This window comes from Bradyrhizobium sp. LMTR 3, from assembly GCF_001693485.1.
Classification (GTDB): domain Bacteria; phylum Pseudomonadota; class Alphaproteobacteria; order Rhizobiales; family Xanthobacteraceae; genus Bradyrhizobium.
This window is the reverse complement of sequence record NZ_MAXC01000010.1, coordinates 107,003-129,474: the sequence shown is the minus strand read 5'-3', so window position 1 is coordinate 129,474 and position 22,472 is coordinate 107,003. Positions and strand designations below refer to the sequence as shown.

Genomic DNA, 22,472 nt, shown 5'->3' with positions numbered 1-22,472 from the left:
CGCGTTCGCGCCTTTGCCCACCCTACGGGCTAGCTCGCGGGCCGCCGCGCCAGCGCCAGCGAAATACCGAGGCCAGCGATGAACAGCCCCGAGCCCTGCCGCAATCGTTGAAGCAGGTTCGGCCTTCGCGTGAGACCACTGCGCGCGGTGGCGGCCATCATCACCACGATGATATCGACAAGCGTGTTCAGCGCGACCGAGATCAGGCCCAGCGCCATGAACTGGAGCGCCGGATAGCTGCCGGCCGGGTCGAGGAATTGCGGAATGAAGGCCAGGAAGAAGGCTGCGGTTTTTGGATTGAGTGCTTCGACCAGCACGCCTTCCCGAAATGCCCGTTGTGTACCGACCGCGACGGCTTGTTGCGGCACGAGACCGCGCGCCTCGCGAAACGTCTTGATGCCGAGCCACACGAGATAGATGGCGCCGGCGAATTTGAGCGCGGTGAACAGCTCAGCACTGGCCAGGATGAGCGCCGAGACGCCAAGCCCGCCCGCGATCACATGCACAAGCCCACCGAGCGCAGTCCCGAACGTCGAAGCGATACCGGCGCTCTTGCCGCCCGACAGCGTCCGTGCCGCAACGTAAAAGATCCCCGGACCAGGGACAGCGGCAATGACGAGTGCGGCCAAGAGGAACAGTGTGAAATTGGTGCTGTTCATTTAATCGCCTTGTAGGGTGGGCAAAGCGAAGCGTGCCCACCAAAGCGTGTCCTCAAAACGGGTGAAGTTGGTGGGCACGGCGCAAGAGCGCCTTTGCCCACCCTACGCGGAATCAATGCGACCTCGCCAGGCAGAACGCCACGACCTGTTCGAGCGCGGTTTTCATCGGCGAGGCGGGGAATAGCGCGAGTGCGTCGACGGCCATTGCGCCGTAGTGCTGGGCGCGGCTGATCGTGTCTTCCAGCGCGCGGTGCTTGGTCATCAGGCCGATGGCGTGATCGAGGTCGCTGTTGCCGATCTCGCCGCGCTCCAATGCCTTGATCCAGAACTTCCGCTCGCTGTCATTGCCGCGGCGGAACGCCAGCACCACCGGCAGCGTGATCTTGCCTTCGCGGAAATCGTCGCCGATGTTCTTGCCGAGTTTCGCGGCCTTGCCGCCATAGTCCAGCACGTCGTCGACGAGCTGGAATGCGATGCCGAGATTCATGCCGACCGAGCGGCATGCGGTCTGCTCGGCCTTCGGCCGGTTGGCGATCACGGGTCCGACTTCGCAGGCGGCGGCGAACAGTTCGGCGGTCTTGCCCCTGATCACGGCGAGGTATTCGTCCTCGGTGGTCGCGGTGTTCTTGGCCGCCGCAAGCTGCATCACTTCGCCTTCGGCGATGGTGGCCGCGGCCGAGGAGAGAATGTCGAGCGCACGCAGCGAGCCGACCTCGACCATCATGCGAAAGGCCTGGCCGAGCAGGAAGTCGCCGACCAGCACGCTGGCCTCATTGCCCCACAGCATCCGCGCCGACAGCTTGCCGCGGCGCAGCTCGCTCTCGTCGACCACGTCGTCATGCAAGAGTGTTGCGGTGTGCATGAACTCGACTGCGGCGGCGAGCTTGATGTGGCCGTCGCCGGAATAGTTGGAGAGCTGAGCCATCGCCAGCGTCAGCATCGGGCGCAGACGTTTGCCGCCGGATGAGATCAGGTGATTGGCGACTTCCGGAATCATGGTGACTTCCGATCCCGTGCGCGACAGGATCGTGGCGTTGACCCGCTCCATGTCGGCGGCGACCAGCCCGACCAGCGCATCTATCGAAGCGTTCGACGGGCTTTCGAAGGGTACAATAACCGCCACACGGGTCTCCAATTTTGGCCAATTCGCACTATCCTTGTTCTACAATAGAAAGTGCCGGCAATCGCGGCAAGGGCACGTAGCGGTTGACAGACCCCGTGCCGTCGTCGCATCGGGGGCGAAAAGGAGAACACCACTTGCGGGAATTGGTCAGGACCAATGATATCGTGCTGGTTTCTGCGATCGGCGCGCTGCTCGACGGCGCCAATATCCATCATCTGGTGCTGGACCAGAACATGAGCGTCATCGAGGGGTCGCTCGGCATCCTGCCACGCCGCATCCTGGTTCATGAGGACGACAATCGCGCAGCCCGCCAGTTGCTGGCCGAGGCGGGTCTGGCTCACGAATTGCGCCCCGATGACTGACCTCGAACTCACCGAGGATGCGTTTCTCGGCGGGCAATTGCGTTTGAAGCAACTGAGATCGGGACATCGCGCCGGTCATGATGCAGTGCTGCTGGCGGCAGCGACGGCCGCCCGCCCGGGCGACCGCGTGGCCGATCTCGGCGCCGGCGTCGGCGTCGCGGGGCTTTCGGTTGCCAGGCGCGTGGCCGGCATCGATTTGATTCTGGTGGAGATCGATGCTGTGCTGGCGGGTCTTGCGCGCGCCAATGCGGAGGCGAATGCGATTCAAGCCAGTGTGATCGTGCTTGACGTGGAGGCCGATGCCACAGCCTTTGCCGCTGCCGGACTCCTTCCTGACAGCGTCGATGCGGCGCTGATGAATCCGCCCTTCAACGACCCGGCGCGGCATCGCGTCTCGCCGGATAGGGCACGCGGGGCCGCGCATATGGCGACCGCAACGTCGCTCTCGAAATGGATTCACGCAGGCCGGCGCATCCTCAGATCGAAGGGAGCGCTGACGCTGATCTGGCGTGCCGACGGAATCGCCGAGGTGCTCTCGGCGCTCGATCACGGTTTCGGGAGCCTGCAGGTGCTGCCGGTTCACGGTGACGCACGGGGGCCTGCCAATCGCATCCTGGTTCGCGCCACCAAGGGTGGGCGGGCGCCGACGCAAATCCATCCCGCCCTGATGCTCAATGACGAGCAAGGTCAGCCCCATAAAAGGGTGCAGGAGATTCTGGCCGGGAAGGGAACCTTGCCGCTGGCGAACCTGTAAAGTCGACCCGCAACTCCCAATTACTCGCTATTGCGGAAGCGTCTCGGACTGTTGTTTGGGCGCCGACGTAAAGTGAATCGCGGTCAGAAGGCTGCCGATGAGCATTATCAGCAGGTAGATTTTCATGTCAGTCTCCGCTGCGCCATTGCAGTCTCTCGTCTGCAATGCAAAAGGCGTCCCTGCCAAAAGGCGTTCCGGCCTTTCCAATGACATTGGCGTGATAAAAAATGGTTAATTCGAGGTAACGGCATGAGTGAACAATTAAGTGATCGTACGGGATTGCCGGGCCTCATTGACGGGATGAAACGACTCATTCCGGCAAAATTCCGGCGCGACGCTGCGGTCGTTCCGGTGGTTCGCCTGTCGGGCGTCATCGGTGCGGTAACGCCATTGCGGCCGGGCCTGACGCTGGCCGGCGTCGCCAAAACGCTCGAACGCGCGTTCGCCACCCGACACGCCAAGGCGGTGGCGCTGGTGATCAATTCGCCCGGCGGCTCGCCGGTGCAATCGCGGCAGATCTATTTGCGGATCAGACAGCTTGCTGCGGAAAAGAAACTGCCGGTGCTGGTGTTCGTCGAAGACGTCGCAGCATCCGGCGGCTACATGATCGCCTGCGCGGGCGACGAGATATTCTGCGATCCGTCCTCGATCCTCGGCTCGATCGGCGTGGTCGGCGGCAGTTTCGGCTTTCAGGACTTGATCAAGAGGATTGGCGTCGAGCGGCGGCTTTACACGGCAGGCGAGCACAAGGCGATGCTGGACCCCTTCCTGCCCGAAGATCCGGATGACGTCGCCCGCCTGAAGACGCTTCAGCGCGAGATCCACGCCATCTTCATCGCGCTGGTCAAAGGCAGCCGCGGTGCGCGCCTCAAGGGGGCCGACGACGTCCTGTTCACCGGCGAGTACTGGGCGGGCGAGAGGTCGGTGTCGCTCGGCCTTGCCGACAAGATCGGCGATCTCCGCTCGACGCTGCGCGAGCGCTATGGCGACAAAGTGCTGACGCCCCTCATCGCGCCGGCAAGTGGGATGCTGGCCGGTCTCCTGGGCCGGAGATCGCCGGGCGCGGGCTCGCTGGCCGACGGTATCGGGGGATTGCCGGATGACCTGATTTCGGCGCTGGAGACGCGGGCAATTTGGGCCAAATTCGGGTTCTAGAGCGTTTTCCAGCGAAGTGGATACCGGTTCGCGTCAAGAAAACGCGTCAAAACAAGAAGCTAGAGCCCGGTTCTGATTCAATCAGAACCGGGTTCTAGGCCGGGGGTACCCGCGCCATTTAGTCCCAAAAGCGGAATTGCGGCGCAGGCCGGCTTCGGCGAGAATGCAACCTATTGGGGGCTGACACGTGAACGACAAGGATCGACCGATGCCGCCGCTGATCGCATTCGCGGGTGCCCTGGGAGGGCTCGCCGTGGTCCGCTGGGCCTACAAGACCGCTGTCCGTATCAACAGGGAACTCGAAGAGGCACGGCTGGCGCGTGTCACCGAGGCCACGGAGACGGCCGATATCCCAACGCTGCGCCGCGACCCCGTCACCGGCGCCTACCGGCCGGGTTGATTCGTCATTCCGGGGCGCGCGTCAGCGCGAACTATGGGGCGCCCCTTGCGCCCCTGAGAATCTCGAGATTCCGGGTTCGATGCTTTGCATCGCCCCGGAATGACATTGTGGGCTCGCCTTGATTCCACGCCCCTACGCCGATACGGTCCCGCGCACTTCAAATCCCCCTTCGCGAGACCGATTCTGCCGATGGACGCTTTGCCTGCCCATATGCGCCCGGAACGTTCGTTCCAGGGCTTCATCCTTGCTCTCCAGCGGTTCTGGGCGGAGCAGGGCTGCGTGATCCTGCAGCCCTACGACATGGAAATGGGCGCAGGCACCTTCCATCCGGCGACGACGCTGCGCGCGCTGGGGCCGAAGCGCTGGAATGCGGCCTATGTGCAACCCTCGCGCCGGCCGAAGGACGGCCGCTACGGCGAAAACCCCAACCGGCTGCAGCACTATTATCAGTTTCAGGTGATCATGAAGCCGTCGCCGCCGAACCTTCAGGATCTGTACCTGAAGTCGCTCGCTGCGATCGGCATTGATTCCAGCGTACACGACATCCGCTTCGTCGAAGACGATTGGGAAAGCCCGACGCTTGGCGCCTGGGGGCTGGGCTGGGAGTGCTGGTGCGACGGCATGGAAGTCAGCCAGTTCACTTACTTCCAGCAGGTCGCGGGCGTCGAATGCGCACCCGTTTCCGGCGAACTCACCTACGGGCTCGAGCGGCTTGCGATGTACGTGCAGGGCGTCGACCGCGTCTACGATCTCAACTTCAACGGCCGCGACGGCGCCGACAAGGTCACCTATGGCGACGTCTTCCTGCAGGCCGAGCAGGAGTATTCCCGGCACAATTTCGAGCACGCCGATACGGCGATGCTGTTCGAGCAGTTCAAAATGGCCGAAGACGCCTGCAAGAAATATCTCGCAGCCGGGTGGAAGGAGGGCGGCAATCAGAAGGAGCATCTGATGGCGCTGCCGGCCTATGACCAGTGCATCAAGGCCAGCCATGTCTTCAACCTCCTCGATGCGCGCGGCGTGATCTCAGTGACGGAGCGGCAGAGCTACATCATGCGCGTGCGCGAATTGGCAAAGGCCTGCGGCGAAGCCTGGGTTCACACCGAAGCGGGCAGGGCGGTCTGATGCCTGATCTTCTGCTGGAGCTGTTTTCCGAGGAAATCCCCGCGCGCATGCAGGCGAAGGCGGCGGACGATCTGCGCCGCATGGTGACCGACAAACTCGTCGCCGAGGGCCTGGTCTATGAGGGCGCGAAAGCCTTCGCGACGCCGCGGCGGCTGGCGCTGACCGTGCACGGCATTCCCCAGCGGCAATCCGACCTCAAGGAAGAGCGCCGCGGCCCGCGCGTCGGCGGCCCCGATGCCGCGATCCAGGGATTCTTGAAGGCGACCGGTCTGGCCAGGATCGAAGACGCCAAGATACAGACCGACCCGAAGAAGGGCGATTTCTACATCGCGCTGATCGAAAAGCCGGGCCGCGCCACCATCGATGTGCTCGCCGAGATTCTGCCGGTCATCATCCGAACCTTCCCGTGGCCGAAGTCGATGCGGTGGGGCGCACGTTCGACCAAATCGGGTTCGCTCTCCTGGGTACGGCCGCTGCACTCGATCATCGCGACCTTCGGTCCGGAAACCGAAGACCCCGACGTGGTGAAATTTTCCGTCGACGGCATCGAGGCCGGGCAGACCACGTTCGGTCACCGCTTCATGGTGCCATCGGCGATCCCGGTGCGCCGCTTCGAGGATTACGAAGCCAAGCTGAAGGCCGCGAAAGTCGTTCTCGATCCGCAGGCGCGCAAGGACATCATCCTGGCCGACGCCAAGCAGTTGGCATTCGCGCAAGGTTTTGAACTAGTTGAGGATCAGGGGCTGCTCGACGAAGTCGCGGGCCTCGTCGAATGGCCGGTCGCACTGATGGGATCGTTCGACGAGGAGTACCTCACGATCCCGGACGAGGTGATCCGCGCCACCATCCGCAACAACCAGAAATGCTTTGTGGTGCGCGACCCCAAGACCGGGAAGCTTGCCAACAAGTTCATCCTCACCGCCAATATCGAAGCGACCGACGGCGGCAAGACGATCGTTGCCGGCAACGAGCGCGTCATCCGCGCGCGGTTGAGCGATGCAAAGTTCTTCTACGAGACCGACCTGAAAACGAAGCTCGAGAGCCGGCTGCCGAAGTTCGACCAGATCGTGTTTCATGAGAAGCTCGGCACGCAGGCGGAGCGGATCAAGCGGATCGAACGGCTGGCAGTCGAGATCGCGCCGCTGGTCGGTGCCGACGTCGCGAAGGCCAAGCGTGCCGCGCATCTGGCAAAAGCCGATCTGTTGACCGAAGTCGTCGGCGAATTCCCCGAGTTGCAGGGCCTGATGGGGAAGTATTATGCGCAGGCGCAAGGCGAAGACGCTTCCGTTGCCGCCGCGAGCGAGGACCATTACAAGCCGCAAGGCCCCACTGATCGCGTGCCGAGCGATCCGGTAAGCGCGGCCGTCGCACTGGCCGACAAGCTCGATACTCTGGCGGGTTTCTGGGTGATCGACGAGAAGCCGACCGGCAGCAAGGACCCCTATGCTTTGCGGCGCGCTGCGCTGGGCGCCATCAGGCTGATCGTTGATAATACGCTCCGGCTGCCGATCTTGAACGTGGCGAAGTCGGCATTGGCTGGTTTGCCTGAAAAGAGCGACGCCGAGAAGGTTCCGGGGGACCTGCTTGCCTTCTTCGCCGACCGCCTGAAGGTCCAGCTCCGCGACCAGGGCGCGCGGCACGATCTCGTTGATGCCGTGTTTTCGCTCGGCGGACAGGATGATTTGCTGTTGGTGGTCCGCCGCGTCGAGGCGCTCGGCAGGTTCCTCGACACCGACGACGGCAAGAACCTGCTTGCAGGGACCAAGCGCGCGAGTAACATCCTCTCGATCGAGGAGAAAAAGGACAAGCGCATGTTCGACGGTGCGCCGGATGCCGGGCTCTACGCGCTTGCCGAAGAAAAAGCGCTCGCCAAGGCGATCGACCAGGTCAAGAGCGAGGCCGGGGCCGCAGTGCAGAAGGAAGATTTCGCCGCCGCGATGAGCGCGATGGCGAAGCTGCGCCCCGCCGTCGATGCGTTCTTCGACAAGGTCAAGGTCAATGCCGATGAACCTGATGTGCGCGAGAATCGACTAAAACTCCTGAACGAAATCCGTGCGGCGACCCGCGCGGTGGCGGATTTTTCCAAGATCGAAGGCTAGACCATGGATCCCCAGACGCTCGCCGCTTATGACCAGGATGCGGCGGCGTTCGCGAAGGACTGGCTCGGTCAGCCGGCGCCCGTCGACCTGCAGGAGGTCGTCGAACGATTTTTCGTGCGCGGCGGCAACTCGGCCGATATCGGCTGCGGCTGCGGCCGCGAAGTCGCCTGGCTTCACACCCACGGCTTTTCGGCGGTGGGCTTCGACGCCTCGGAGGGCCTGCTCAACGAAGCGCGCCGGCGCTATCCGTCGTGCAAGTTCGCGCATGCCGAATTGCCCGATCTGCGCGGTATCGGCACGTTCGATAACGTGCTGTGCGAAACCGTGATCATGCATCTCGACCGCAAGGAGATTGCGGCATCGGTCCGCCGTCTGCTCGATATCGTCAAGCCCAGCGGCATCCTCTATCTGAGCTGGCGCGTCACCGAGGGCGCCGATCAGCGCGACGCGCAGGGACGGCTTTACGCCGCGTTCGATCCGGCGGTCGTGCAGGCGGAGCTGAAGGGCGCAACCGTGTTGCTCGACGAAGAGATCGTCAGCGCTTCATCGGGAAAGAAGATTCACCGGCTGGTGGTGAAGAAGCCTGGATTGGAAATTCGCGAGTAGCCGTAACTCGTAGGGTGGGCAAAGCGAAGCGTGCCCACCATCAAGCAGCGCGGTCGGTGATAGATGGTGGGCACGTCGCTAGCGCTCCTTTGCCCACCCTACAGAACCGCACCGCGTCCACACAAAAAGACCCCGCCCGGAGGGGACGCCGGGCGGGGCTTCTTGTCCGGTCGTATCTCGCGCACATCCGCTTGCGCGGCGCCCGGACCAATCGTTCAGGCTACTGAAGGTCAATCGACCACCTGAACGATTCGACGCGAACGCGGTTCGACCAATATCGTCTGGCCGTTCACCACGGTGTAGCGATAAGGCGTCACCCCGAACGATTGCGGCACGTCGTAATAGGTCACGCCGGTTTCCGGCAGCACGGCGCCAACCGTCACACGCTCGGAAATCATGTAGTTCGGCACGCGTTCACGCACGATGTATTCGCGGAAGGCCGGACGCACGTCGGGCGCGATGCCTTCTACATGTTCACCGATGACGACCGCGCTGCCGCCGCCTGTGCCGATCGTGGATTGCGCCTGAGCCGCGATCGGGACGGTCATCGCTCCCGCGATCGCCGCAATGGCAAATAGTCTGTTCCGCATGGTCAACTCCTTCGCGAGAAGATGTGCCGGCTTTCGCCAGCACACACAATGCGGGCCAATTCATCGCATGCGGCATTGTTCCGGAAAAAGCGCGGCCTCATCCGCGACATTTCTGGGGAATTGTTGCGGAGGCTGGAACCCATTGAACCAGTTGAGCGTCTTGCTATTCCCGAACCGCGCCAGCGGTTAAGTTGCCGCCCTCGATTCGATTTCCCACCCCCGATCATCCGGAGATTTCAATGACCATCACCGCCACGCATGTTCCCGCGATCGTTGCTCTGCTCGCCGGGATATTCATCCTGATCATGCCGCGGCTGCTCAACTATATCGTCGCGATCTACCTGATCTTCGTCGGCCTGGTTGGTCTCGGCGTGCTCAAGATGTTCAAGTTCTAGCACTGGAAAGCGGGGTTTCGCGGCTTGCGCGGAACCCCTCAAAATGGTGTAAGGCGCGCAATCTTCTCCCTTTTTCGGATAGTTGGAATCCATGGCCAAAGCCGTCGCGAAGTCCAAGAAGGCTGCAGTTAAATCTGTAGCGAAATCAAAGCCATCCGCCCGGCCGAAGGCCGCGCCGCAGGCCTCGGCCCGCAAAGCGCTGAAGAAGGCCCCGGCCAAGCCGGTCGCCAAGGTCGCGGCCAAGAAGGCTGCCGTCCGCAAGCCTGCCACTGAAGCGGTAAAATCCGGCAAGTGGGTCTATACCTTCGGGGACGGCAAGGCAGAGGGCAAAGCGGGCCTGCGCGACCTGCTCGGCGGCAAGGGCGCCAACCTCGCCGAGATGGCCAATTTGGGCCTGCCGGTGCCTCCGGGCTTCACCATTCCGACCTCGGTCTGCACCTATTTCTACGCGCATGACAAAACCTATCCGCCGGCGCTGAAGGCGCAGGTCGAGAAGGCGCTTGAGTATGTTGGCAAGCTGACCGGCAAGGCATTCGGCGACTCGAAGAATCCGCTGCTGGTGTCGGTCCGCTCCGGCGGCCGCGCCTCGATGCCGGGCATGATGGACACCGTGCTCAATCTCGGCCTCAACGACAAAACGGTCGAAGCGCTCGCCGAGCTCTCCGGCGATCGCCGCTTTGCCTATGACAGCTATCGCCGCTTCATCACGATGTATTCGGACGTGGTGCTCGGCTTCGAGCATCATCACTTCGAGGACATCCTCGACACCTTCAAGGACAGCCAGGGCTACACACTCGACACTGATCTGACCGGCGACGACTGGGTCGAGCTGGTCGGCAAGTACAAGGAAGCGGTGGCGCGCGAGACCGGCAGGGATTTTCCGCAGGACCCGCACGAGCAATTGTGGGGCGCGATCGGCGCGGTGTTCTCATCCTGGATGAACGCGCGCGCGGTGACCTATCGCCGCCTGCACGACATTCCGGAATCCTGGGGCACCGCGGTCAACGTGCAGGCCATGGTGTTCGGCAATATGGGCGAGACGTCCGCGACCGGCGTAGCGTTCACTCGCAATCCCTCGACCGGCGAGAGCAAGCTGTACGGCGAATTCCTGATCAACGCGCAGGGTGAGGACGTGGTGGCGGGCATCCGCACGCCGCAGGATATCACCGAGGAGGCGCGCCAGGAATCCGGTTCCGACAAGCCGTCGATGGAAAGCGCGATGCCGGACGCCTTCAAGGAACTGACGCGGTTCTACACGCTGCTCGAAAAACACTACCGCGACATGCAGGACATGGAGTTCACGGTCGAGCAGGGCAAGTTGTGGATGCTGCAGACCCGCGGCGGCAAGCGCACCGCGAAGGCTGCGCTGCGCATCGCGGTCGAGCTCGCCAATGAAGGCCTGATCTCGAAGAAGGACGCGGTGATGCGGATCGATCCGGCTTCGCTGGATCAATTGCTGCATCCGACCATCGATCCCCAGGCCAAGCGCGACGTGATCGCAACCGGCCTGCCGGCCTCGCCGGGCGCCGCATCCGGCGAGATCGTGTTCTCGTCCGATGAAGCCGCCAAACTCCAGGCCGACGGCCGCAGCGTCATTCTGGTGCGCGTCGAAACCAGTCCGGAAGACATTCACGGCATGCACGCCGCCGAAGGCATTTTGACCACCCGTGGCGGCATGACTTCGCACGCCGCAGTGGTCGCGCGCGGCATGGGCAAGCCCTGCGTCTCCGGCTGCGGCGCCATTCGCGTCGACTATGGCCGCGGCACGATGAGTGTGGGCTCCCGCACCTTCAAGACCGGCGACGTCATCACCATCGACGGCTCGCTCGGCCAGGTGCTGGCCGGCAAGATGCCGATGATCGAGCCGAAACTGTCGGGCGAATTCGGCACGCTGATGGGTTGGGCCGATGCGGTCCGCAAGCTCGGCGTTCGCGTCAACGGCGATACGCCTGACGACGCGCGCACGGCCGTGAAGTTCGGCGCCGAGGGGATCGGGCTGTGCCGCACCGAGCACATGTTCTTCGAGGAAACCCGCATCCGCACCGTGCGCGAGATGATCCTTTCCGAGGACGAACAGTCGCGCCGCGCGGCGCTGTCAAAACTGTTGCCGATGCAGCGCGCCGATTTCGTCGAGCTGTTCGAGATCATGAAGGGCCTGCCCGTCACGATCCGCCTGCTCGATCCGCCGCTGCATGAATTCCTGCCGCACACCCAACACGAGATCGAGGAAGTCGCGCGCGCGATGAACACCGATCCGCGCAAGCTCGCCGATCGCGCCCGCGATCTCGCCGAGTTCAACCCGATGCTGGGCTTCCGCGGCTGCCGTCTTGCGATCGCCTATCCTGAGATCGCCGAAATGCAGGCGCGCGCGATCTTCGAAGCGGCGGTAGAAGCCGAGAAGCGCACCGGCGAAGCCGTCGGCCTCGAGGTGATGGTGCCGCTGATCGCGACCAAGGCCGAGTTCGACCTGGTCAAGGCGCGGATCGACGCCACCGCGCAGGAGGTGATGAAGGAGACCGGCAAGAAGCTCGCTTATCAGGTTGGTACGATGATCGAGCTGCCGCGCGCGTGCCTGCTGGCCGGCGATGTCGCCCAGACCGCGGAGTTCTTCTCGTTCGGCACCAACGACCTGACCCAGACTACCTACGGCATCAGCCGTGACGACGCCGCGAGTTTCCTCGGCACTTATGTCAGCAAGGGAATTCTCGAGATCGATCCGTTCATCTCGGTCGATCGCGATGGCGTTGGCGAGCTGGTGAAGATCGGCGTCACCCGTGGTCGCAAGACACGGCCCAATTTGAAGGTCGGTATTTGCGGTGAGCATGGCGGCGATCCCGCCTCGGTGGCGTTCTGCCACGAGATCGGGCTCGACTACGTTTCGTGCTCGCCCTACCGCGTGCCGATCGCGCGCCTCGCCGCCGCGCAGGCCGCGCTCGGCAAGAAGATTGAGAGCCAAGCGTAGCCTTCTCAATAGCGATCGGAAGCACGTGATGCCCGGGCCAGTCCCGGGCATTTGCGTTTTTTGCGTGAGAGCAGAGCGCTCCGACGAAGAAGCCGTCATTGCGAGGAGCGAAGCGACGAAGCAATCCATCTATCCATTATGCCGCGCGATGGATTGCTTCCGCCTTCGCTAAAGCTACGGCGGACAAGTCGCTTCGCTCGCAATTGTGCAAGTTCAGCAATTCGCTGATTGGATCGCTCCTCTGGAGGACGATCCGATGCGCGATAACAGCTATGACCGGACGATCGAACGTAATTACCTGCAGAAGTGGCGATTTCTGATCCCGGAATATGAGGCGGTCAAGGCGGGTCGATCGGCGGTGTTCAAGAGCGTTGGGGATTTCTACCGCCACCACGGAACCTGCTCGCAGACCTTCCGCAAGTATTACAACCGCTATCTGCAAAGCGGCGACGAGACCGACCTGTTGCCGCGCCGTCGCGGGCCCAAATGGCGGGAACGGCGCGAGCCGAACGGGATTGAGGCCGAGATCATCGCTCAGCGCAAACGGGGGATGAACCGCTACGAGATCCATGCCGTCTTGCGTGAGCAGCGCGCCACAGTACCTTCGCCATCGACCATCTACCGGGTGCTGAAGCGCCATCAACTGAACCGCCGTACGCCGGCGATGCGCGAGGAGAAACGCCGCATCATCAAGGACCTCGGGGAGCTCGGCCACGTCGATCTGCATCAATTGCCGCGCGACATGTTCCTCGCGCCACCCCCGGCCACGGCCTACATCATCTGCCTGGTCGACAGCTGCTCGCGCCTGGCCTGGGCCGAGGTGCTGACCTCCAAGAAGGCGCTTCCGGTGATGTTCAAGACGCTGAAGATGATCAATACTCTCAACATCACTTACGGACTGATCTTCGCCGAGATTCTATCCGACAACGGCGCCGAGTTCGCCTCCCGCAACACCCCTCAGGAGCATCCCTTCGAGGCCATGCTGCTCGAACTCGGCATCAAGCATCGCTACACCAGGCCCTATCGGCCGCAGACCAATGGCAAAGCCGAGCGCTTCTGGCGAACCCTCGACGAGGACGTCATCGAGGGTGCAACATTCGACAATCTCGACCACTTCGCCAAAGAGCTGTTCGAGTATCTGATCTACTACAATAACCACAGGCCTCATCAGGCCCTTGCAGGGCAGACCCCGAAGGCTTTTGCAGCCACCAAGACCACCGCGATCCAATCAGCGAATTAGTGAACATCGACAGCAATGACGCGGAGGCAACATGAGTTCCCATATTTGCACCGCGTAATTTTCTCTTCACCATCTTCGTTGACGGGATGTTTACCACTTTCATCGCGTGCCTGTTTACCAACACTTCTCATGCGCTCGGCGAAATTCGCGCAACGTCTTGCGTGTAGCACGCACGCCACGCCGATTAACTCCCCGGCAACCTAAATTCGATACCAACAAAAAAGGTCGAATTGCACGGATGTACTGACATTCGATCGTGTAAGCGTTGCGTGAGCGTATCGATGTTTGTGTTGCGTAACCAGCCGAAGGGCGCGCGGTTCGCGTCCTTCGGTCTCGGTCTCTGCGTCTTCGCTTTGATGCCGACCGAGATCGGATATCAGGATATCGCCTCGCTGCTGGCGCGCCAGCCGGGCGTCGCCGAGCGCTGGCAGAAGCGCGTGTTCTCCTCCGCGGGCACCATCCAGGTCGCGACGTTCTCCTTCGGCCGCCCGATCGGAACCTCGTCGCCGCAGACCGCGACTTACCGTCTCGCAAGCCTCGACACTCAGGGCATCGACGTCACGGGTTCGGTGACGCGCAATCCTCTGGTCGCTCCACCGCCACGCTATCACGCTGCCGATTTCCCAACGGTCGACCGCACATTGAAGGGCGACCGCCTTATCATCGCGCCGCCGCCGGCAGTGGAGACCACAGGCCCTGCCGATCGAGCGCCGGCGATCGAGGATCCCGCGACATCAAATGCATCGGTCAAGGGCGCCAAGACCGCCGAGACGCCGCCGCCTGTCGAGCGTGCACCGCTCGATCCCGAGCTGCAGGCCGCGCTGAACGCGCCGCCACTGGATATGTCGCTGTCGCTCGAGAGCAAGCCGCAGGACGATCTCAAGGTCGCGCCGCAAGCGGCTGCGCCGCCGCGCGATGGTTTCTCCTTCAAGACCTCAAGCCTGTTCTTTGGCTCTTCGCTCGGCTCGCCTGAAAGCATCGAACGCTGGCAGCCCGGCGAAGAGCCCGTCATCGTCATGCCACCAGCGCATCCGGATCCCGATATGAAGGTGATGGCCTCGCTGCCGGTCGATGCCGATGGTCCGGTGCGGGCCGGCGAGATGGGCGAGAGCGTCGCGCCGAAGGGCGAGGTCAACGCCGACAACCAGCGCGCCAAGACGCCGGCCGAACGTCTCGGCCTGTTCGACGAGAAATCGCGCGCCAAGTCGGAAAAGTGTCTGGCTGAAGCGGTCTACTTCGAGGCCCGCGGCGAAGCGGTGCGAGGCCAGATCGCGGTGGCGCAGGTGGTTTTGAACCGCGCCTTCTCCGGCAAATATCCCGAAACCGTGTGCGGCGTGGTCTACCAGAACAAGCATCGCCATCTGGCGTGCCAGTTCACCTTCGCCTGCGATAACAACAAGGACGTCATTCGCGAGCCCGACATGTGGGAGCGGGCGAAGAAGATCGCGAAGGCGATGCTCGACGGCCAGCTCTGGCTGCCGGAAGTCGACAAGTCGACGCACTACCACGCCTATTGGGTGCGGCCGTCCTGGGTCAATGAAATGAAGAAGATGCACAAGTTCGGCGTGCACACCTTCTATCGGCCACGCGCCTGGGGCAATGGCAGCGACGCGCCGAGTTGGGGCACCGCCGCCGAGACCGCGGCGATCTCCGCCAAGCTCGCGGAAGCCGCACAAAGCTCGGCCGAGCAGGCGAGCGCGAAGCGGTAGCTCTCTCCGTCGTCCCTGCGGAGCGCAGGGACCCATCACCACCGGCGTGGTTGTTTGATCCAGGCTGAACGACGGGCACTTCCTTAAACTGCGCGGCCGCGGCGTATGGGTCCCTGCGTTCGCAGGGACGACATCTCAGCAAGCTCTCACAGCATCTCAGCAAATGCGCCATCGCCTCGCAAATTGCACTCATTGCCCTCGCCAATTTTGCAGAGCTGCCCTGCAGCGGAAAATTTTTCTCTTCCGCCCCTTGGGGTTTTCATGCAACTGCATTAACTCACCGTAACGTTTCGCTCGGGCCTTCCCGGGCGCCGATTGGTCCAGGGGAAGCAAATGGCTGTAACGACCGACCTTCGTCCGTCCTCCGGCCTCGGCACCTGGCGGACGCCGGTCGTCATCATCATCTGCGGCTGCGCGATCGCGCTGTTGAGCTTTGGACCGCGCTCCAGCCTCGGTTTTTTCGTGCAGCCGATGAGCCGCGAATTCGCCTGGGGCCGCGACGTTTTCGGCCTCGCGCTGGCGCTGCAGAATCTGCTGTGGGGACTGGGGCAGCCGATTGCGGGCGCCATCGCCGATCGCTTCGGCATCCTGCGTGTGATGATTGTCGGCGCCTTGCTCTATGCCGCCGGCCTGCTTCTGATGCGTTACTCCACGGCGCCGCTGTCGCTCGATCTCGGCGCCGGCGTCCTGATCGGCTTCGGTCTTTCGGGCTGTTCGTTCAATCTCGTGCTGTCGGCATTCAGCAAGCTGCTGCCGGTCGAGAAGCGCGGCATTGCGCTCGGCGCCGGCACCGCGGCCGGGTCCTTCGGCCAGTTCCTGTTCGCGCCGTTCGGTGTCGCGATGATCGACAATTTCGGCTGGCAGGCGGCGCTGACGGTATTCGCGCTCCTGATGCTGCTGATCGTGCCACTGTCGCTCGCGATCGCGACGCCACCCTCGACGTCGTCGAACGAGCCTGTCGGGGACCAGCAATCGTTCAAGACGGCGCTGGCGGAGGCATTCGGCCATCGCTCCTATGTTCTTCTGGTGCTGGGCTTCTTCACCTGCGGCTTCCAGCTCGCCTTCATCACGGTGCATCTGCCGGCCTATCTCGCCGATCGCGGAGTCTCGTCGCAGACCGGCGGCTGGGTGGTCGCGGCGATCGGACTGTTCAACATCATCGGCTCGCTCAGCGTCGGCTGGCTGCAGAACAAGTACCCGAAGCGTTACATCCTCTCGCTTATCTACTTTACCCGCGCCCTGGCGATCGTCGCGTTCATCTCGTTTCCGATCACGACGTTCTCGGCGATCATGTTCGGTGCGGTCAGCGGCCTGACCTGGCTCTCGACGGTGCCGCCGACCTCGGCACTGGTGGCGCTGATGTTCGGCACAAAGTGGTTCGCAACGCTGTACGGCTTTGCCTTCGTCAGCCATCAGGTCGGCGGTTTCCTCGGCGTCTGGCTCGGCGGCATCGTGTTCGAGCAGTTCGGCTCCTATACCCCGATCTGGTGGCTCTCGATCCTGTTCGGCGTGCTGTCGGCGCTGATCAACCTGCCGATCGTCGAGCAGCCGGTCGCGCGCCCGGTTGCACAACCCGCCTGATGCGGTAAACACTCCCGATACAGAAAAGTCCGGGGAGTTTGCCGTGGGAACATTCAAGGCCATCAGGATCGACAAGGCCGATAAAGGCACCACCGCCGCGCTGACGCAGTTCGACGAAGCCGAGCTGATGGAAGGCGACGTCACCGTCGCCGTCGAGTGGTCGACGTTGAACTACAAGGATGGTCTAGCCGTCACCGGCAAGGCTCCCGTCGTGCGGCGTTTCCCGATGATCGCCGGCATCGACTTCGCAGGCACCGTCGAACAATCTTCGCATCCGGCGTGGCAGGCCGGCGACAAGGTCGTCTGCAACGGCTGGGGCATGGGCGAGACTCATCTCGGCGCCTACGCCGAAAAAGCGCGCGTCAAGGGCGACTGGCTGGTGCGGCTGCCCGATGGCATCTCCACGCGTGACGCGATGGCGATCGGCACCGCCGGCTACACCGCGATGCTGTCGGTGCTGGCGCTGGAGAAACACGGACTGACGCCGAAGAGCGGTCCCATCGTGGTGACCGGCGCCGCCGGCGGCGTCGGCTCGGTCGCGTCAGCCGTGCTCTCGAAACTCGGCTATCATGTGATCGCGTCCACCGGGCGGATGTCGGAGGCCGACTACCTCAAGGGCCTCGGCGCCGCCGAAGTGATCGATCGCGCCGAGCTCGCAGGTCCCGCCAAGCCGCTGGCGAAGGAGCGCTGGGCGGGTGGCGTCGACAGCGTCGGATCGACCACGCTCGCCAACCTGCTGTCGATGACCAAATATGGCGGAGCCATTGCCGCCTGCGGCCTTGCCGCCGGTATGGATCTGCCGTCCTCGGTCGCGCCGTTTATTTTACGCGGAGTGTGCCTTCTAGGCATCGACTCTGTGATGTGCCCGATCGAGCAGCGCAAGCTTGCCTGGAATCGCCTTGCCAACGACTTGGATAAGGGGAAACTGGCTGATATTACTCACGAAATTGGCCTGGACCAGGTCATCGGCGCGGGCGCCGAAATCCTCGCAGGGAAGGTCCGCGGTCGAATCGTGGTAAAAATCCTCTAACGGTATTCAGACTTTACCAACCAACCTGCTCCAATGTTGCCATGGTGGTTGGTATGGTAAGTAGCGGGTAAAGGCGGGCGCCCGCGCTCTTGTTAAGTTGGAGTAGCTGTATGCTTGCGCGTTTGGTTCTGGGGGCCGTCACGGCCAGTGCGATGATCGTTCCTGCGCTGGCTGGGATGATGAATGCCGACGAGGCGCGCCGGTTCGTGAGCGGCAAGGTTTTCGCCTTTACCTGCTTTGACGGCACCCGCGGCGCTGGGCGCATCCTCGACGATCTCGGCGCGGCCGGTTCCGTCCAATTCAGCGGCTCGGGCCCGATCCGTCATGTGCGCCTGCCCGGCAACACGTTGCAGATTCGCGGCCAGGCCGTCTGCGCTTCGATCAAGGGACTGCCGTTCGAGCCTTGCTTCAATCTCGACAAGCGTGATGATCGCTCGTTCCGCGGCTCGGTCTCGGGCATGGGCTTTGCCTATTGCGATTTCCGCCATCAGGGCGCCTCGCAGATGCTGATGGCGCGCTCCGTGGCGCGACCGCGCTCGCTGCATCGTCGAGAGGCGCCGGCCGATGCACGGGCCGAAGTATCGGCGCGGGTCGAGACGCCTGCGGTCGAGAGCGCCAAACTCGAGCCGGTGAAATCCGAGCCGAAGGCGGAGCAGGCAAAGCCCGAACCCGCCAAGGCGGAGAGCGCCCCGGAGCTGCGCCGCTCGACAGATTGATCGCGAACTGCGCCGGCGGCCGCCGCCAGCATCAATGAAGAGTTTCGCTGCGCTCTACCAAGTGAGGTGAGCACACTGCTCGGGCTCCCTCCCCCCTTGCGGGGGAGGGAACCCTGCTGACTGCGCGTCCCTCACATCTGAGCCCGTAGTCATACGGGCTGGCGCATTCATGTCCTGGTAGCGAATCTCGCTCCAAGTGGTGACCGGCAGAGAAGGCCGGGAGGCGGCCCAACACGTGAGAACAATCATGCCGCTGTATTTTTTTCGGATCAGCCATGGTCGCTACGCAGGCGCGTCCGATCAGGGATCCGAATTCGAAAGCCGCGAAGCCGCCTGGGCCGAGATGACCAAGGTCTGCGGCAACCTCCTAGGCAGCCTTTCCCGCAGCCTGAAGCAGAACGCCGAATGGCAGATGGAGCTTTTGGACGAAGCCAAAAAGCCCGTCTTCAGGATTCGCCTCGTCGCCGAATCCGTCGGTTAGAGGGCCATCCTCTAGCTTCCCGTCGGCGCGGCCGCTTGCCTGCGGAACAGGATCCGCTGGTACAGCCACCCGATCGCCACCAGCACCAGGCCGAGACACATGAAGGACAGCGCGCGATAAACGCCGGTCAGTGCCGACATGTCGATCAGGAATGCTTTCAGGATCGTCAGTCCGATAACCACCGCGGACGCCAGCCGCGCGCGCTGCGAGTTGAAGAGAATACCGATGCCGAGCAAGACGACGCCGAAGGCGAGATATGCGATCGAGTAGGTATATTGCTCTGCGCCGCTGGTCGGGCCGGCCGCAATCGCCGGGCCGTGATAGATTCGCCTGATCTCGAACGTCACATAGGCGAGCGCCAGAACGAGCGCTGCCGCCGCGATCGTGTTGGCATAGGCGACCGGCCGCCGACCCGCGACGGCATAGGACAACAGCAGCGCGAGCACCGCGGGCAGGGCATAGCCGAGCAGCAAAAGATTGATGACGATGCCGCCGACATCGATCCATCGCAGCATCGGGTTTTCCAACAGCAACAGCCCGAACACGGTCGCGAGGCCGGCAAACGCCGTGAGCAGGATCGCGCCGGCATTGTGAATGACGCTGCCGGTGCGGATGCGCAGCCGCTCCAGCCCGATCGCCATCGCCAGCGTAACGCAGACCTGCAGCGCGACTTCGGTGAGGCCGGCGCTCTGGCGGTAGACGTCGCCATTGTTGACGGCGTGGCGGATTTCCATGAACGCCAGCAGCACCGTGAACAGGATCGCCGCCGATTCCACCGTGCGCAGTGGTGCGTCATCGCCGCCGCGGCGCAGGAAGATGCTGCCGGCCCAGAACGATGCTGCCGGAATGCCGTAGCCCCACAACAGCCAGTTGAAGATCGGCGTGGTGCCGACGGCCTCGCCAACGATGCGCGGCTCGTAGCCGATGCGCAGCACGACGATGCCGGCGAGGATGGCCGCAAGGGTGCGCAGGAACGGAATCGGCCGCTGCGTGGATATCCAGGCGGTGCCTGCCGACATCAGCGCCAGGGCGATCGTCAGCCAGCCTTTTTCCAGCGCAAAGGTCAGCGCCAGCGCCAGGGCTGCGAGGGTGCCGGTCGCAAACAGCGCGATCGAGGCCTGTAATCCCGGACGATCCTCGCGCTTGCCGAGTATCTCGGTCGCAGCAGCATAGGCCGCGGCGAGCATCACCGCGACAATCGCAAACGGAATCGAGCGGTCGAGATGCGCGATGCGGGCGTAGAGTGCGACCAGCAGCGCCAGCGGCGTGAACACCGCCGCGGCCGACCAGATCACCGGCATGACCGGACCCGCGGAGCGGGCCTGCGCGAAAAATCCCGCCACGCCAAAGCCCGCCGCGAAGATCGCGGCCGAGATCAGATGCAGCGACACTGATCCGTCCGTGACGGTCGGCCCGATGCCTTGCAGCGGACCGCCGGGCAGCACCAGCATGTCTGGATTGGCGCGAATCGCCCATTCGGCGAACACGACGAAGACCAACGCAGCAGCAGCGCCGACGGCACCCGCGGCGGCATCGCTGCGCCAGGCAACCGCGAGGCTGCCGGCCACCAACAGCCCGAACACGATCATCGCGGTATCGGCATGAAAACTGTTCAGCACGATCAAGGTCGCGCCGAGCAGATAGGCCGCAAGCGAGCCGGACGAGATCGGCTCAACCCGGCCTTCGTCCGCGGGCGGGCCGAACATGAAGCCGCACACCACGAGTAGCGCGGCGAGAATGAAACCGGCGAGCACGTGGAACGCATGCGGGCCGACCATCGACGGACCGCACTGCAGGCAGGGGAATGTCCATAACAGGGCAAACGCGATCGTGGTGACCGCGAGCCAGCGCCACAGCCTGACGCGCGCCAGGCCGAAGGCCGCCGCAGTGACGATTGCGAGATAGATGTAGAGCGCCCAAAAGTCCGGCTTGTCGGACGAAACCAGGACCGGCGTCACAAAGGCGCCGACCACGCCGAGGCCGGCAAGCGCCGGGCCATGCAGCAGCGCCGCGGCCAGCGTGCCCAGCGCTACCAGCCCGAGCAGGATGAACGCGGTCGCCGGCACCAGGAAGCCGTACAGCGCATAGGCTGCATAAACCGTGGCAAATGCCACCGCCGTTCCGGCAGCGGTGAGAATGGCCGGGATATTGGCGATCGGTAGCGCGTCGATCGTGGAAATGCTTTCCTTGCGCCGCGTCCATTCGCCCGCAAGCAGCAAAGCCAGCGCGAACAGGCCGCCGAGGATGGTGCGCACGCCGGGGCCGAGCAAACCTGCTTCGATCGAATAGCGCACCATGAAGAATCCGCCGAGCGCCAGCGTCAGGCCGCCGATCCACACCACCCAGCGCGTGCCGACGGTTTCCTCGAAACCGCGATCGGCCGGCGGCAATAGAGGCGGCGGCGGTGCTCCGCCGGCGGCTTGCCCAGCCGCCTCAGGGCCGGCGGCGGACGCGATGGATTCCGCTTCGGGAACGATCGGCGGAGGCGTCGGCGTGGCCCCGCTCGGAGCTGGTGGCAGGCTTTGCTCGAAGGCTTCAAATGGCGTGAGGGGCGGAGGCACGGCTGCAGCGGCGGCCGCCGGCGTGGCCTGCATCGCCTCCAGACGCTGACGCAATCCCGCCACCTCATTCATGGCCTTCCGCGCCAAGATCAGGGCGACGATCGCGATCGCAAGCGAAAAGAAAACGAAGGGGTCGTCGAACATCGGGCCTCCAGGCGGGCGCGTCAGAGCGTTAACCGGCCACGTCCGCAGCCCGGTTGCAATCCTGTGTGTACCTTTGTCCGCTAAAAGTTCACGCCGATCCGGGCGTCATTTGGCGCATCCGTAGCCATGGCGCGTCAAAGACGCGCGTGAACGCGCTGATGGCGCTGCGCAGCATCCGGGGAGCGCTGCGTCACTCCAGATCTAGTCGGAACGGCCGGCCTTCGACCATCATGCTGCCCGGGCCCATTTCGTCCAGCGCGCGCAGCATTCGCCCCTCGCGGCCCAGCGCCTTGTCGGCAAGGCTGACGATCAACCGGTTCGGCGACGCGATCGGGGAGCGGGCGCGAATTTGCCGGGCGATCTCGATCTCGGCGCGATGCGGATTAAGGGCGCAGGCGGCGGCAAACGCGCTCGCCGTCGAGCGGCTGATGCCGGCATAGCAATGCACCACCATGGGCGCGCTGCGGTCCCAGCTTCGGACAAAATTCAGCACTCTTTCGATGTGGTGATGCGCCGGCGCGACAAAGCCGTCCATCTCCTCGATGATGTCGTCCATCGAGATTTTCAGATGGTTGGCCTCGAGCACCGAGGTCGGGCGCTGCACCTGATCGACATTGGCCATCACGGTGAGAATATGGCTGGCGCCGGTCGTCCTGACGGTGTCGGGAAGTGCGGCAAGCGAACAGACGTGAAGCATGGCGTTCCCTGGGTAGTCTTTGGCCAGCAATATAACCGGTGCCGTAGGGTGGGCAAAGGCGCTCTTGCGCCGTGCCCACCATC

General features: G+C 63.5%; 20 protein-coding genes. 15 read left to right on the top strand and 5 right to left on the bottom strand.

All coding sequences use genetic code 11. The features are described from left to right. Positions 1–29: 29 nt before the first annotated feature. Entirely contained in the window at positions 30–659 is a 630-nt protein-coding gene (locus LMTR3_RS08730; RefSeq protein ID WP_065744678.1) for a LysE family translocator, read from the bottom strand. A 112-nt stretch (positions 660–771) separates the two neighbouring features. Further along, positions 772–1,782 (bottom strand): polyprenyl synthetase family protein, encoded by a 1,011-nt coding sequence (locus LMTR3_RS08725; RefSeq protein ID WP_065744677.1) that lies wholly within the window; start codon positions 1,780–1,782, stop codon positions 772–774. Between the two features lie 134 nt (positions 1,783–1,916). Here LMTR3_RS08725 and LMTR3_RS08720 point away from each other — a divergent pair, with 134 nt between their 5' ends. The 7 genes from LMTR3_RS08720 to LMTR3_RS08685 all read left to right on the top strand — a co-directional run bounded on the left by LMTR3_RS08720 (position 1,917) and on the right by LMTR3_RS08685 (position 8,283). Next, positions 1,917–2,144 (top strand): putative signal transducing protein, encoded by a 228-nt coding sequence (locus LMTR3_RS08720; protein WP_065744676.1) that lies wholly within the window; start codon positions 1,917–1,919, stop codon positions 2,142–2,144. Beyond that, complete coding sequence (locus tag LMTR3_RS08715; protein ID WP_065744675.1) at positions 2,137–2,898, top strand: tRNA1(Val) (adenine(37)-N6)-methyltransferase; 762 nt, start codon at positions 2,137–2,139, stop codon at positions 2,896–2,898. The genes LMTR3_RS08720 and LMTR3_RS08715 overlap by 8 nt, the downstream gene beginning before the upstream one ends. Positions 2,899–3,147: 249 nt before the next feature. Next, positions 3,148–4,053, top strand: a complete 906-nt coding sequence (locus LMTR3_RS08705; RefSeq protein WP_065744673.1) for a S49 family peptidase — start codon at positions 3,148–3,150, stop codon at positions 4,051–4,053. A gap of 208 nt (positions 4,054–4,261) precedes the next feature. Beyond that, positions 4,262–4,453: a hypothetical protein gene (locus LMTR3_RS08700; RefSeq protein WP_065744701.1), complete on the top strand. Its 192-nt coding sequence runs from the start codon at positions 4,262–4,264 to the stop codon at positions 4,451–4,453. 189 nt (positions 4,454–4,642) lie between these two features. Further along, a complete protein-coding gene (locus tag LMTR3_RS08695; protein WP_065744672.1) occupies positions 4,643–5,578 on the top strand; it encodes a glycine--tRNA ligase subunit alpha in 936 nt (311 codons plus the stop codon). Continuing rightward, positions 5,578–7,677, top strand: a complete 2,100-nt coding sequence (gene glyS, locus LMTR3_RS08690) for a glycine--tRNA ligase subunit beta (protein WP_065744671.1) — start codon at positions 5,578–5,580, stop codon at positions 7,675–7,677. Before LMTR3_RS08695 ends, glyS begins: the two co-directional genes overlap by 1 nt. Before the next feature lie 3 nt (positions 7,678–7,680). Next, complete coding sequence (locus LMTR3_RS08685; protein WP_065744670.1) at positions 7,681–8,283, top strand: class I SAM-dependent methyltransferase; 603 nt, start codon at positions 7,681–7,683, stop codon at positions 8,281–8,283. Positions 8,284–8,513: 230 nt separating this feature from the next. Here LMTR3_RS08685 and LMTR3_RS08680 read toward each other — a convergent pair whose 3' ends face one another. After that, positions 8,514–8,873 carry a DUF1236 domain-containing protein gene (locus LMTR3_RS08680; RefSeq protein WP_065744700.1) on the bottom strand — a complete coding sequence of 120 codons (360 nt, stop codon included), beginning with the start codon at positions 8,871–8,873 and terminating at the stop codon, positions 8,514–8,516. Positions 8,874–9,112: 239 nt separating this feature from the next. On the opposite strand from LMTR3_RS08680, the gene LMTR3_RS36120 reads away from it, so the two are divergent. The 8 genes from LMTR3_RS36120 to LMTR3_RS08645 all read left to right on the top strand — a co-directional run bounded on the left by LMTR3_RS36120 (position 9,113) and on the right by LMTR3_RS08645 (position 18,987). After that, positions 9,113–9,268: a DUF3096 domain-containing protein gene (locus LMTR3_RS36120; RefSeq protein ID WP_082637306.1), complete on the top strand. Its 156-nt coding sequence runs from the start codon at positions 9,113–9,115 to the stop codon at positions 9,266–9,268. Between the two features lie 91 nt (positions 9,269–9,359). Further along, positions 9,360–12,230, top strand: coding sequence for a pyruvate, phosphate dikinase (gene ppdK / locus LMTR3_RS08675; RefSeq protein ID WP_065744669.1), 2,871 nt, complete (start codon positions 9,360–9,362; stop codon positions 12,228–12,230). Positions 12,231–12,486: 256 nt separating this feature from the next. Further along, a complete protein-coding gene (locus LMTR3_RS08670; protein WP_141686526.1) occupies positions 12,487–13,470 on the top strand; it encodes an integrase core domain-containing protein in 984 nt (327 codons plus the stop codon). Between the two features lie 281 nt (positions 13,471–13,751). Continuing rightward, entirely contained in the window at positions 13,752–15,179 is a 1,428-nt protein-coding gene (locus tag LMTR3_RS08665) for a cell wall hydrolase (protein WP_065744667.1), read from the top strand. 333 nt (positions 15,180–15,512) lie between these two features. Next, positions 15,513–16,760, top strand: a complete 1,248-nt coding sequence (locus LMTR3_RS08660; protein ID WP_057841698.1) for an MFS transporter — start codon at positions 15,513–15,515, stop codon at positions 16,758–16,760. A 43-nt stretch (positions 16,761–16,803) separates the two neighbouring features. After that, a complete protein-coding gene (gene acuI, locus LMTR3_RS08655) occupies positions 16,804–17,790 on the top strand; it encodes an acrylyl-CoA reductase (NADPH) (protein ID WP_065744666.1) in 987 nt (328 codons plus the stop codon). 110 nt (positions 17,791–17,900) lie between these two features. Beyond that, positions 17,901–18,506, top strand: coding sequence for a hypothetical protein (locus tag LMTR3_RS08650; protein WP_065744665.1), 606 nt, complete (start codon positions 17,901–17,903; stop codon positions 18,504–18,506). Positions 18,507–18,753: 247 nt separating this feature from the next. Continuing rightward, positions 18,754–18,987, top strand: a complete 234-nt coding sequence (locus LMTR3_RS08645; protein ID WP_028346922.1) for a DUF6894 family protein — start codon at positions 18,754–18,756, stop codon at positions 18,985–18,987. Between the two features lie 11 nt (positions 18,988–18,998). Here LMTR3_RS08645 and LMTR3_RS08640 read toward each other — a convergent pair whose 3' ends face one another. Both LMTR3_RS08640 and LMTR3_RS08635 read right to left on the bottom strand, forming a co-directional pair. Further along, positions 18,999–21,692 carry a DUF2339 domain-containing protein gene (locus tag LMTR3_RS08640; RefSeq protein ID WP_065744664.1) on the bottom strand — a complete coding sequence of 898 codons (2,694 nt, stop codon included), beginning with the start codon at positions 21,690–21,692 and terminating at the stop codon, positions 18,999–19,001. A gap of 190 nt (positions 21,693–21,882) precedes the next feature. Continuing rightward, positions 21,883–22,389, bottom strand: coding sequence for a tyrosine phosphatase family protein (locus LMTR3_RS08635; RefSeq protein WP_065744663.1), 507 nt, complete (start codon positions 22,387–22,389; stop codon positions 21,883–21,885). Between the last annotated feature and the right edge of the window lie 83 nt (positions 22,390–22,472).